Raw genomic sequence first — 12442 nt, forward strand, 5'->3', positions numbered from 1 at the left:
GCCTACCATAAGTCCTTTGTAAGTAAAAAAAATTGATAGTGTTGTGAAAAAATGGTATAATTCAGCTTATGTTTGAAAATATGAAAAAGGGATGTTACGGAAACACCCCCGCAACATCCCTTTCACTATGCATGACACATTATACTTTTACGACTGATTATGCACTAATACTTAGCTACCACACTATATATTTGTGCACTTTTTTAAAGATTTTTCCTCAGTTAATTTCTAGCTGAATCCTTATTGTAGGCGTAATTTGTACTACCGTTACAAGAGCATTGACATCCAGGACCTGATTGTTTTGTTTCTAGTCTATTCAATTGCTATTTATAGAATAAAGGAGTATAATACATGTAGTAATTGGAGGTGGGGAGAAAATAATGAAAAGAAAATATCTTATTTTACCAGTTTTTATCGTTGTAATTATACTTCTATTATTTTCTATTAATAAATTTTCAGGTTATAAAAATATCAAATCTACTGAGTCTAATATGAATAATTCTAAATTAACGTCTAATGATAACTTGGATGAATTCGATAGAAGTAAGGAAGATATTGCAATAGATCAAAAGATTTCTCAACAACGCAAGAAAAATGAAAAGACATATAAAGAAGATGGAATTTCTGGTACTTTTGTCGCTGGAAGTGGATTAGCTCCAAAAAGATCAAAAGAAGATTTTGTATCTATAATGAATGGGCTTAGCAAGTACATTGATGAGCATCCTGATCTTTATCCAAAATATGATGAGTTCTCTGAAGAAATGACTGTAGGCACTTCAGTAGACCCTAGATTTGAAAAATTAATTTATGGAGAACCACGAGCTAATAGCGAGTTAATAGCTAATGTCGACAAATCTGATTTGATTGTTATGGAAGCACGAAGACTTGATGGCAATTATGATGATGTCCTTATGCAAAAAAATACTGATGGAGTTTGGGAAGTTTTATTTGTTGGCAATTACTATTCGATTAAAGATGATTTATTTAAGAAATAGATTGTTTTTTAATTTTTAAAATATAAGATTATCTAAAGTAATGGGACATCATATACTCCCATTACTTTTTTTGTTCCACCTATCTATAACTTTGTCGATCCTTCATGAGTATTGAATAGTTTTTTATGCTCAGCCCTCTGAAACATTAAAAAAGTACTATACATATTCATGCTCTTTAACTTTTCTAATAAATCCATAAAGGATCAACTCACTTATCAAAAATAATAAGACGAGAAATAACACCAGTTTTATCCCCACATAGATGAAATTTTCAATTTTAAAAATTTCAGAAGGTAAGTAGTTAACGAAAATCATATGACTCTTATTTCTAAATAATTTCAACAAAGTAAACTGCCATGCACCCAATAAAACCATTAGACCATAACCCACTTTGACGCTTTTACTTAGAATACTGATAATTAAACTAATATTTACTATGACAAGTGTTTCTATATAAGCAATAAGGATTTGCATTATAAATGTTTTATATATGCTCCAGGATGTCGTTGCTAAAAAATATTTAGGTATTGTTTGAATATTTAGATGGTATCCATTTAGGCTATACCTACTCCAAACAAATAAGTAGAGAAGTACGATCCCAAAGATGAACATACCAGTTGAAAGTTCATAGGCATTAATCCAATTGATTTTATTAATTTGGTCTTTTCCATATTTTGTGCTGATATTTATTTCATGAAATCCCGATCTTTTACTTTTATGGTAAATAGGGATTGACATGAGCATAATAAATAGCCATATTACATAAAGTGTTTGTGGGAAAAGCGTATCGATAACTTTCCAACCTTCGACATAACCATCTTGTAATGATTGTAAAGTAGGTGTTTTTCCTGAATCTTGTGATTCAATAAGTTTCGCCCTTTCACCAAAAAACTTTTTATTGGCATTTTCAAGAGTATTCCAATTTTCCCCATATACTCTTTTTATCTTCTCTACAATAAACTGATCTTGAACATCAATCGTATTTCGTTCGGAGACATCAGCATCTATATATTTTTTTATCATTGTAGAAATTGATTCATTAGACAATTTAGTATCTTCAATAAAAAATCTCCATTCTGTTCCATCACTAATTTCCATATTTTCTTGATATAAATATTCTTTTGAGACACTGAAAAGGCCGGATAGGATGATGAAGATAATGGCTATTCCGTAAACAAAAACAATTTTTTCTCTTAAGAGCGTTTTTAAGTTTTCATTGTGGAGTGTATTTAACTTTTTCATTCCTGATCCCTCCTTAAACATAATAATTTCTCAATAACCATTTACTAGCAAATTCGAGAATAAGAATGTATAGACAGCCAACTAGTATTGTTACAAACCCATACGGAACTATCTGATCTCCTATAAAAAAAAGTTTATTCGTACTCAATATCCCACGAATAAAATTTTGCGGAAGTAGATTGAATACTACTTCAGAAGTGTTAGCCAGCCAATTAGATTTATATGTTAACAACACTTCTAATAAAGTAAATACTACAATTGTTCCTTTATCGTTTTTTAATAACAAAGATAAAAAGGATATAAAATATACATAAATAAACGTAGCTAGTAACCCTACTGCTATCTTAAATAATATCCCTTGCCATACTTTGAGAGAAAAGATATTCATTGAATCAATAAATTGTATGGACGAATTCCAACCGTGAAGTCCATAAATAACACCTACAATTAGAAGAATTGATAAAATATACATTAAGTATATACTTGCTCCAAATAGCAATTGAGCGAATATTTTATGACCATATAATTTCTTTCTTGATTCTCGATTATAAAGCGTAATTTCACTCATGCCTACCGTTGAATTTTTTTGAAATGCAGATGCAAAGAGGACACTTAAAAAAATCGCAAAACCCCACCAAGTCTGTTCTAAAGAATTCGAAAACGCCTGCCACCCCATATTATACGCATAATAGAAAGGTTCTTCGACCGCCTTCGCTTTGGAATATATTAATTTATACTCTTGGTCAGAATACGGCGTTTCTGTCCTTTTAAGCACTTCAATAACTGTCTTTGGCCAATTAACATAAAAATCTTCCATTTCTTGTTCTGTCAAATTCATGTCTATATAGGTCGTTAAAATATCTTGTCCATAGGGAGCATTTAACGTCATGAATAGAAAATCTTGTGGATAGACTAATTTTAATCCAAGTTTCCTATCCTCTGTTCGAGTTCCTTCGATATATGGTTTCCCATTACTTCTATCATAACGTTCTTTTTCTTTAAGCATGTATTCTTTGGTGACATATCCATCCGAAACTTTGGCTTGTTCTGATAATATTTTCCATCCACCTATACCACTATAAAATTCACCATTGTTGTCTATAATATCGACACTTGATATGGAGACAATGGAGGATAGTATGATAAGAAAAAAAATAACAAGCAATATGGCACTATTGCTATGTATGATTTTTTTAAGCTCTAACCTTGTTAATCCTTTCATATCAATCTCCTTTTACAATAAAATAATCCTCTAAATTACTATTGACTTCAGTAGCCCCTTCAATTTTTGGCCCATGATAGCGTACAATCATCCCCCCATCAATTACTTTAATACGTATAATAAAAATATCTTTTCTTAATTCTTCAAAGGTATCTGTATTAACTGTAATCTCGTATATATTATGAATAGAATCTACCAATTCAGAAACCTTTTTAATGCCACTCACTGCACCGTTGTTTACAAGAATTACTTTCGAGGTAATAGCATCAATATCGGAGATAATATGTGTAGAAAATAAAATAATTTTTTCACTACTCATCTTACTGATAATGTTGGAAAACCTATTTCTTTCTTTTGGATCTAATCCTGCTGTTGGCTCATCTAAAACTAGAATGCTCGGATCATTTAATATCGCTTGTGCAATTCCAACTCGACGCTTCATTCCCCCTGAAAAACTATACACCTTTTTATCTGCCACATCAGACAAGTTAACAAAATCCAAGACCTCCTCAATTCTCGTTTTTAATTCCTGATTTCTTAATCCTTTAAGCGCTCCTATGTAAGATAAAAAATCTTTTGCTGTATAGGCAGGATGAACTGAAAACTCTTGCGGAACGTATCCTATTTCATCCCTATACGCATCTTGAATGGACATAATATTATTGTCATTCCAAAGAATCTCACCTGTCGAAGGTTTCATTACGTTGGTTATCATACGTAATAGAGTTGTTTTACCAGCTCCATTGTTTCCCAAGATACCATAAATCCCTTCTGGTATTTGTAAGTTCACCGATTTTAAGGCAACTTTCTTCCCATAATTTTTACCAATATCTTTTAGTTCAACTATATTCAACTCTACACACCCCTTTTTATTGCACAATTTAAAAAATTGATAACACAATAAGCATTTCACTAAATATATTTTACCACTAAATCAAATATATTGCATTTTTAATGTTTTTCTCAGGCTATACTCCATTAGTAGTATTTATTATCTTTTACTTTATGTTTTAAACCATCCTGTCCACACAACTTCAAATATCTATCCTGTCTACACACCCCTACGATTTTTACTATTAATATGTTCCCACAAGGTGTTTTTCTAATAGAAAAATGGCTTTTAAGATTTTCTTAAAAATCCTAAAAGCCATTGATTTCAGCAGTCTTATAACTTCTTATCTTAATTCTTTGACATCAATACTATAGTCTCAACGTGGACGGTATTTGGAAATAGGTCAAACACTTCGGCTTTTTCTAGCCTATATTTTTCTTTCAATATTCCTAAATCTCTTGCGAGGGTTGCGGGATTGCATGATATATAAACTATTTTTTTATATTCTTTTTTACACAAAAATTCAAGCAAATTTTTATCGAGACCTTTTCTAGGCGGGTCTACTAATATTTTATCTGCTCTTATTTTTTCATTTTCTTCTAATTTTTCTAGTATTTCTTCTGACTTTCCTCTTATAAATCTTGCCTTTAATTTATTTTTTTCTGCGTTTTTTCTGGCATCTTCTATAGCTGAGTCTACTATTTCAACTCCTATAACATTTCCGCCCCTTTTTGCTATTTCAAGGCTTAAAGTGCCAACTCCGCAATATAGGTCAAAAATCCTTTCTTGGCTACTTACATCTAAATATTCCATAGCTCTTCTATATAATTTTGATGCTTGCCCCCTATTAATTTGAAAAAATGATTGGGGTGATAAATTATAGCTTATGTCATTAATTTTATCTTCCAAATATTTATTGCCATATATTAAATTAAATTCTTCTCCATAATGAAATTTATTTTTTTTATTTATATTTTCATAAATCGAAACTACATTTGCATCTATTAAATTTCCAATTAACAGATTAAGCTTTGAAATTCTTTTTTTTGAGGATAAAATTACCATAACTTCATCTCTATAATTTGTCCTAATTCCAAGTGTTTTTAATTCTTTAAGGTTTTTAAAGCTTCTTAATATTTTTAAAACTTTATTGGCATTGTGGCTTTGCATTAGGCAGTTTTTGATGTCTATTATATCTCTTGAATTTTTTTTATAAAGGCCAACTTTTCCATCTCTCACTTGAAATTGCATATTGTTTCTATAGGCAAATCTTTTGGGGCTTTCATTAATATTTTGAGCTTTTTCATGTAAGCCTGCAATTTTTGAAAAGTTGTTATCAACTCTTTCTTTTTTCCAAGTTAATGTTTTTTGATAATCATATTCCAAAAAATCACAGCCACCACATTCCTCTGAATATGGACATGGACTTTCAACTCTAAATTTAGAATTTTTTAATGTTTTTAAAATCTCTCCTTCAAAAAAGTTTTTCTTTTCTTTTGTAACTATATATTCAATTTTATCTCCAATTATTCCGCCATTTAAAAAAACGGGGACTCCATCTAATTTTGTAATCCCCATAGCTTTATAGTCAAAATCTGAAATTATGCCTGTAAATATTTTATTTTCCATTGTTTAAAACTGTTTTCCTATCATATAATTCTACAAGTCTTTTTTTGTAAAGTTTACCTAAGGCTCTTTTAAAGGCTGATTTTGAAAGACCTGTTATTTCTTTTATTTCTTCAGGTCTGGACTTATCACCAAGATATATAATTCCGCTGTTATCCCTTAATAAATCCAAAATTTCGTCAGCATCCGCATCAATTTGCTTGTAGGCCTTTTCTCTTAAGGTTAAAGTGATAAATCCATTTTTTAAAATTCTTGCAACTCTCGCCTCAACTTCATCTCCAACAACATAAAGACCTTTGACTTCTTCTTTTGGGATCATGGCATCGTAAGTATTATCTACTGCAACAAAATATCCGGGCTTACCAATAGAATAAATTATTCCCCTCACCATATCATTTACCTTAAATTTATCATTTATTTTTAATTTATCTTTTATGTTCATAGTTAGGGCAAGTCTATCTGATCTGTCGTGATACAAATATAAAAGATATTCTTTACCTAAATTTAATCTTCCATAACTTTCTGCAAAGGGTAAAAGAATATCCTTGTCAAGTCCAATGTCAACAAAATATCCGAACTTTGATTTTTCAGAAAGTTTTAATTTTTTAAGCTGTCCAAGTTCAATATAGGGTTTTTTTCTAGTTGCCCAAATTTCTCCCTTATGGCCATTATAAATAAAGGTCCTAACTTCCTCACTTATTTTTACATCCTTAATTTCTTCCTTGTCAATTAAGGCTTCATTTCCATCATCATCAACTAAAATTCCCCTAGAATTTTCTATTTTTTTTAGCCTAAGATTTTGAATTTTCCCTAAATCCATACTTTCTCCTCTATTATTTGCTTAGCAAAATAAAAACTATTTTCATATATTTCGTCAATTATTGAATAGTCAACTGTCATTAAGTAGTCTAAACCATAGTAAACAAAGGTGGGATGACTCATTAAATCTATAAATATTTTTTCAACTTTATTATAATTTCTTAAATCATAATACTTACTTAAAAGCATGCCAAATTTAACTGATTCTTCTATTTGTGAATCTCTCATTAAAAGTATTGAAAGTCCAAGAAGCCTATCTTCTGAAAATTCAATTTTTTGAAGTAGATTTGTTAAAAAAGGATTTTCTGCTTCTAAAGCCCTGTTGCTTTTAAAAAAATCATCAAATTCCTTAAGAGATGATTTTTCATTGGCATAAAAATTATCTAGGGCATTATTTATTGGTCTTGTTGATATACTATTTATCTTATCCTTTCCGCAAACTATCCTATATTCATATTCCCCATCTGAAAGTTTAAGGGCCTTTAATCTCTCCCTATCAAAGTTTGTCCTTATTATGTCCTTGTAAATGGAGCTCTGCCTTTTATTTTTAAAATTAAATAATTTCATTGAATAACTTAATCTTCTTCCCTATCTTTATTATCATCTGGATCCCTATCACCTACTAAAACTACCCTATCTTGGGGTGAATAATAGGATTTGGAAATTTCTTCAGTCCTTATGACTTCATCATTTTTTAAAATCTCCTTAAAAGTTACATAAGAATAACCCTTGGATCCTTTCTTTTCAACAATTGATTCGCCCACTTCCATATCTTCTGTATATTTTTCCTTGGTTTTTGGTTCAATAACATCCTTTAATTTGGGCACAATATTAACCTGATAATCTCTGTCCACTCCATTTCCAAAAATCATAAAATCAAGGTCAGTGCCATTTGCTTTTGCAAGTAAATATATTGGATGCTTAGTATTATTTTTAAAGATTAAATCCTTATAACCACTTGCAACGGCAGCATCTGTTCCAAGAGGTACATAGGAAATAGGCCTTGTGTGATTTGATCTTTCAATAATTTCCAAGTCGCTTCTTAAAAGAGCATTATATAATGTTGTGGAAACTTGACAAATTCCTCCGCCAACTCCCCTATCAAATTCTCCATTAACAATAACTCCAGCCGTTTTAAAACCAGTTTCTTCTGTAATTTCACCAATGGTTTTGTTAAAGGAAACTTCTTCACCTGACCTTACAAGCTTGCCATTAAAAAATGAAGCACCTTTGGCAATATTATCCTTTCTATTTTGTTCTGATTTTTCATAGTTAGTAGAAAATTCACCAATAAGTTTGTCAATTCCGCCAAAATCTGTACTCATAACCTTTGGTTCAATTTTATAAATGGGAAGCTTTATTTCTCCACCCTCTAAAAGATTATCTTTAATTAAATTTAAGGTTTCAGATTTTTCTAAGTATCTTCCAGGAACTTCCTTAACTATTTCAATGGTTTTTTCAGGACTTACAAAAAGGGCAGCATCTTGAGCTTTTACATAAATTTTTTCCTGCAAGTCTTCCACAAGTTTTTCAGTTTTATCATGATCATAACTTTCTTCAAGTTTAATATTTACCGGCTTTAAATTTCCAACTGATACTCTAAAAAAATTATTTAATTTACTATCTGATCTTCCTTGGTTGTAAGCCTCTTCTATTGCTTTTTCATAGTTAAGACTATAGCCAAAATCGCTTATAGGATATACATAGACATTTTCGCCATCTATAAATTTCAAATCCCTTGTAGCAATTATTTCATCACCCTTGGATTTAATTAAATCATAGGCTTCTGCCTTTGACAAATTTGTAAGTTTTATGCCTGAAACCTTAACCCCACTATAAATAACGTCCTTTCTCTTTTGTGAGGCATAGGAAATAATAAGCAAAATTCCAACAAAGACAAGAATTATAAGACCAATATGAAGTTTTTTATTAGTTTTAACTTTTGACTTCGACTTATTAGATAAAGATTTAGTCTTTTCCATTAATTCTCCTTATAATATCGGCACAAATCTGTTAATGGACAGATTTGACACTTAGCTATTCTTGCAGAGCAAATTCTCCTGCCATGAAAAATAAATAAATGATGGGCCTTTGACCATCTTTCTTTTTTTATTTTCTTGCAAAGGTAAATTTCAGTATCCTCAGGAGTCTTTTCTGCAACAATTCCAATTCTATTAGTTACCCGAAAAACATGAGTATCCACTGCTAAGGCAGGAACATTAAAGGCATTTGAAAGAACAACATTTGCCGTCTTTCTTCCAACACCTGGAAGTCTTACAAGGTCTTCAAAATTTCCAGGCACCTCGCCCCCATATTTGTCCATTAAAACTCTAGATGTTTCAATTATATTTTTGGCCTTGTTCCTATAAAATCCAGCAGATTTAATTAGACCTTCAAGCTTTTCTTGGGGCATTTTATAAAAATCACAAGGCTTATTATATCCTTTAAAAAGCTCTTCTGTTATCTTATTTACTCTTACATCAGTACATTGGGCTGACAAAATAGTTGCAAGTAAAAGTTCAAAAGGGCTTTTATAATCAAGCTGACAATGAGCGTCTGGATAAGTATTTTCCAAAATATCTAAACACAGGTCAGTTTCTTTTTTATTTAATAATTTTATAAGATCACCTGCTTACAAAATTTCAGATTCTATATTTAAAATTTCTAAATCATAATTAGATAAAATAAATTTTATAAGGGTCTCTTTTGTGCTATCAATAACTTTTTTGTCGTTTGAAAGGCAGGCAAAAGAAACAATACTCTTTTGCCATTTATCATTTTCGCCAGTTTCAGCTATAGATATATTAAATTTATTTTTACTTTTATTTATTAAAGATTTTATAACTGATCTTTTTTCTTTAAGAGAATTTACATTGTAAATATATAAATCTAAAGTACAAATTCCAACATTCATAGCTTAATTATAACATAAGTTCTTTATTTTACATAATCATAAAGTTATTTGTATAAAATAATAAAAAAGTGCCTATAAAATTTATAAGCACTAAATTTAATTAATATTCTTAAGATAATCTCACTATAATATTATGCAATTATTTTTTTAAATATTTAATTAGGGCAAGTATTACAAGTATTCCAATTGTAAGTAGAATTAGGTATGCCACCAATGACAAAGCCAATGGTAAAAACATAAAAAATGTTTTTTTCAATTAAATAACTCCTTCCTAAAATTTGAAAATTAAATAATTAATTTTCATAAAAATCTCTGATTTTTTGGTTGTAATTTTGTCTTTCTTTATTAATTTTTCTTCTTTCCTCGTAGCCAACAATTAAAAGTTTTTCTTCTTCTGTTTCAGGAATTATTTCAGGCAGTTCTCCTTTTTTTGCTTCCTTGGCCTTAAATGTTAGAAAACAAATGCAGGCAAGATTTTTTTCACCTGTAAGGGGTTTTTCAACAAATATTTTTGTAAAAATTTCTATTGATGTATTACCAACTCCAGAAACCATTGATTCAGCATGAAGAAAATCTCCTAAAAATAAGGGTCTAATGAACTGAACCGTGTCAACAGAAATTGTTGCAACAGGCCCCCTGATGTGTCTTGTTGCACATTGACCAGAGCAATGGTCGCAAATATCAATAATTTTTGGGCCATACATAGAGCCGCCAGTGTTTAAATCACCAGCCATAACTCCATAATCATAATAAACTTTTGACTCGCTTACTGTTTTTTTACTCATAAATATACTTTGCTACCTCCGCACCGATTTTTGCATTATTTTTAACTAGAGCAATATTTGCTTCAAGTGATTTTCCCTTTGTTTCTTCTAAAACTTTTGAAAGTAAATATGGTGTAGTTTCCTTGCCATGAATTCCCTTTTCTTCCGCTTCTTTTAAAGCATCTTCAATTGCCTTGTCGATTGCTTGCTCATCCATAGAATCCTCATCAGGAATTGGATTTGCAAGTAAAATTCCGCCCTTAATATCTAAATTCCATTTTGCTTTAGCAATTTCCGCAGCTTCTTTAGGATCGTTAATTTTATAATCTACCTTAAATTGACTTGATTTTGTGAAGAATGCCGGCATTTTTTCAGTTTTATATCCTAAAACTGAAACTCCTTTTGTTTCCAAATATTCAAGAGTTAGCCCAATATCTAATATTGATTTGCATCCAGCACATACAATCATAATATCATTTGCTGCCAGTTCTTCAAGGTCTCTCGAAATGTCAAATGTCTTTTCAGCACCCCTATGAACTCCGCCAATTCCTCCAGTTACAAAAATTTTAATCCCTGCCAAACGGCTTACGATAATTGTGGAGGCAACAGTTGTACCACCATTTAATTTGTTGGCAATAATATAGGGAATGTCTCTACTTGAAGTCTTAATAATTCCCTTAGAACTTGCCATAAACTCTAACTCTTCTTCACTTAAGCCAACTTTAATTTTTCCATTAATTATGGCAGTTGTTGCTGGTACAGCACCTGCCTTTCTAATAATATCTTCACAGGCTTTAGCTGTTTCCAAATTTTTTGGATAGGGCATACCATGAGAGATTATTGTAGATTCTAAGGCAACAATTGGCTTGTTTTCTTTTTTTGCTTTTTTTACTTCATCTGAAAACTCAAGATATTTTTCATAATTTTTATTTATTGTCATACATTTCTCCTTCTATATTTTTAATATTAAATTCTTCCGAACTTGCATCTATGGATTTTAAGGCTATTCTTGCAGCAGCAGAAGCAAATGCAAGTCTATTTTTTAATTCCATGTTATTAAAAAGCCCATAGGCATATCCTGCCATAAAGGCGTCTCCAGCTCCTGATGCACTTTTTACCTTGCAAGGTCTTGCCTTTTCAAAATAGAAATAATCATCCTGAAAATACATGGCACCTTTTTTACCCATAGAAATCACAAGACTTTTTAAACCCTTATCAATTAGCTTTTTGCCTATTTCAACAGGATCTGTAATATTTTCAGCCAATAAAATTTGGGCTTCATATTGGTTAACTTTTAAAAATTTAATTTTCTCAAGTAGTCCCTTTAATTTCACAACTTTTGCAGTTGAAACTCCATCTATTAAAAAATCTCCATTAAAATTATTAAGAATAAAATTTAGGGCATCTTCAGTTAAATTTGTATCCAAAATTGTGAACTGAGAATTTTCAATAATTTCTCTCTTACTTGCCAAAAATTTTGGGTCAATCTTTTTAATAAGGTCCATATCTGAAATAGCAAGTGCCATATCACGGTTTTCATCTAAAATTGCAAGATACTGAGATGTATTTTCGTTAAAAAAAACTAAATTTGATGTATCAACATTTAAAGATCTTAAATGACCTTCAATTAAATCTCCCCAGTTATCTGTCCCAAGGGCCGAAATAAATGATGTCTTTATTTCAAGCCTTGCTAAATCTTCACAAATATTTCTGGCAACGCCGCCCATACAATTTGAAATTTTTCCAGGATTTGAATCTTTAGCTACAAGATTATTTGTGCTTGCTCCTGAAATATCAATATTGCAAGCCCCAACAACTGTTACATACTTTCCAGTCTTTAAATTATTTTGACTTTCTAGTTTTTCAATTTCTCTTACAACAATTTTAGGGCTAATATTTAACCTTCCAGCAATTTCTTCCTTAGTTATAAATGGATTATTTATTAATAAATCTACTATATTTCTTCCTATTGGAGTCATAATAAATCCTCCTAATCATTTGATTAAATATTATTGAAAATATGAAATT

General features: G+C 30.5%; 13 protein-coding genes. 1 reads left to right on the forward strand and 12 read right to left on the reverse strand.

Annotated elements, in window-relative coordinates:
• Positions 1–380 precede the first annotated feature (380 nt).
• Positions 381–995, forward strand: a complete 615-nt coding sequence (locus tag BQ4446_RS06230) for a hypothetical protein (RefSeq protein ID WP_071027608.1) — start codon at positions 381–383, stop codon at positions 993–995.
• Between the two features lie 156 nt (positions 996–1151).
• Here BQ4446_RS06230 and BQ4446_RS06235 read toward each other — a convergent pair whose 3' ends face one another.
• From BQ4446_RS06235 to BQ4446_RS06290, 12 genes are all read right to left on the reverse strand, one after another.
• Positions 1152–2237: a hypothetical protein gene (locus tag BQ4446_RS06235; protein WP_008902146.1), complete on the reverse strand. Its 1086-nt coding sequence runs from the start codon at positions 2235–2237 to the stop codon at positions 1152–1154.
• A 13-nt stretch (positions 2238–2250) separates the two neighbouring features.
• The gene (locus BQ4446_RS06240; RefSeq protein ID WP_071027610.1) at positions 2251–3459 is read right to left on the reverse strand and encodes a hypothetical protein; all 1209 of its coding nucleotides are present in this window, start codon (positions 3457–3459) and stop codon (positions 2251–2253) included.
• Between the two features lies 1 nt (position 3460).
• Positions 3461–4312 (reverse strand): ABC transporter ATP-binding protein, encoded by an 852-nt coding sequence (locus BQ4446_RS06245; protein ID WP_040551387.1) that lies wholly within the window; start codon positions 4310–4312, stop codon positions 3461–3463.
• A 327-nt stretch (positions 4313–4639) separates the two neighbouring features.
• Positions 4640–5920: a 23S rRNA (uracil(1939)-C(5))-methyltransferase RlmD gene (rlmD, locus tag BQ4446_RS06250; RefSeq protein WP_071027612.1), complete on the reverse strand. Its 1281-nt coding sequence runs from the start codon at positions 5918–5920 to the stop codon at positions 4640–4642.
• Positions 5910–6737 (reverse strand): CvfB family protein, encoded by an 828-nt coding sequence (locus BQ4446_RS06255; protein WP_071027614.1) that lies wholly within the window; start codon positions 6735–6737, stop codon positions 5910–5912. The genes rlmD and BQ4446_RS06255 overlap by 11 nt, the downstream gene beginning before the upstream one ends.
• Entirely contained in the window at positions 6728–7303 is a 576-nt protein-coding gene (locus BQ4446_RS06260) for a hypothetical protein (RefSeq protein WP_071027616.1), read from the reverse strand. The genes BQ4446_RS06255 and BQ4446_RS06260 overlap by 10 nt, the downstream gene beginning before the upstream one ends.
• A gap of 8 nt (positions 7304–7311) precedes the next feature.
• Positions 7312–8718: a VanW family protein gene (locus tag BQ4446_RS06265; protein WP_071027618.1), complete on the reverse strand. Its 1407-nt coding sequence runs from the start codon at positions 8716–8718 to the stop codon at positions 7312–7314.
• Positions 8718–9356 carry an endonuclease III gene (gene nth, locus BQ4446_RS06270; RefSeq protein ID WP_071027619.1) on the reverse strand — a complete coding sequence of 213 codons (639 nt, stop codon included), beginning with the start codon at positions 9354–9356 and terminating at the stop codon, positions 8718–8720. The genes BQ4446_RS06265 and nth overlap by 1 nt, the downstream gene beginning before the upstream one ends.
• A 12-nt stretch (positions 9357–9368) precedes the next feature.
• Positions 9369–9650, reverse strand: coding sequence for a DUF503 domain-containing protein (locus tag BQ4446_RS06275; RefSeq protein WP_071027621.1), 282 nt, complete (start codon positions 9648–9650; stop codon positions 9369–9371).
• A 293-nt stretch (positions 9651–9943) separates the two neighbouring features.
• On the reverse strand, positions 9944–10435 hold the full coding sequence (locus tag BQ4446_RS06280; protein ID WP_071027623.1) for an acyl-CoA thioesterase: 492 nt from the start codon (positions 10433–10435) through the stop codon (positions 9944–9946).
• Positions 10428–11354, reverse strand: a complete 927-nt coding sequence (locus tag BQ4446_RS06285; protein ID WP_071027625.1) for a pseudouridine-5'-phosphate glycosidase — start codon at positions 11352–11354, stop codon at positions 10428–10430. Before BQ4446_RS06285 ends, BQ4446_RS06280 begins: the two co-directional genes overlap by 8 nt.
• Entirely contained in the window at positions 11341–12393 is a 1053-nt protein-coding gene (locus BQ4446_RS06290) for a carbohydrate kinase family protein (RefSeq protein ID WP_071027627.1), read from the reverse strand. Before BQ4446_RS06290 ends, BQ4446_RS06285 begins: the two co-directional genes overlap by 14 nt.
• Positions 12394–12442 lie beyond the last annotated feature (49 nt).

The sequence above is a fragment of the Peptoniphilus raoultii genome (assembly GCF_900099555.1).
GTDB classification, from domain to species: domain Bacteria; phylum Bacillota; class Clostridia; order Tissierellales; family Peptoniphilaceae; genus Peptoniphilus_A; species Peptoniphilus_A raoultii.

Excerpts from the sequence above, each read along its gene's own strand:
- BQ4446_RS06230 (WP_071027608.1), top strand. The coding sequence starts at position 381 with ATGAAAAGAAAATATCTTATTTTACCAGTTTTTATCGTTGTAATTATA.
- BQ4446_RS06235 (WP_008902146.1), bottom strand. The coding sequence starts at position 2,237 with ATGAAAAAGTTAAATACACTCCACAATGAAAACTTAAAAACGCTCTTA.
- BQ4446_RS06240 (WP_071027610.1), bottom strand. The coding sequence starts at position 3,459 with ATGAAAGGATTAACAAGGTTAGAGCTTAAAAAAATCATACATAGCAAT.
- rlmD (WP_071027612.1), bottom strand. The coding sequence starts at position 5,920 with ATGGAAAATAAAATATTTACAGGCATAATTTCAGATTTTGACTATAAA.
- BQ4446_RS06255 (WP_071027614.1), bottom strand. The coding sequence starts at position 6,737 with ATGGATTTAGGGAAAATTCAAAATCTTAGGCTAAAAAAAATAGAAAAT.
- BQ4446_RS06260 (WP_071027616.1), bottom strand. The coding sequence starts at position 7,303 with ATGAAATTATTTAATTTTAAAAATAAAAGGCAGAGCTCCATTTACAAG.
- BQ4446_RS06265 (WP_071027618.1), bottom strand. The coding sequence starts at position 8,718 with ATGGAAAAGACTAAATCTTTATCTAATAAGTCGAAGTCAAAAGTTAAA.
- BQ4446_RS06275 (WP_071027621.1), bottom strand. The coding sequence starts at position 9,650 with ATGAATGTTGGAATTTGTACTTTAGATTTATATATTTACAATGTAAAT.
- BQ4446_RS06280 (WP_071027623.1), bottom strand. The coding sequence starts at position 10,435 with ATGAGTAAAAAAACAGTAAGCGAGTCAAAAGTTTATTATGATTATGGA.
- BQ4446_RS06285 (WP_071027625.1), bottom strand. The coding sequence starts at position 11,354 with ATGACAATAAATAAAAATTATGAAAAATATCTTGAGTTTTCAGATGAA.
- BQ4446_RS06290 (WP_071027627.1), bottom strand. The coding sequence starts at position 12,393 with ATGACTCCAATAGGAAGAAATATAGTAGATTTATTAATAAATAATCCA.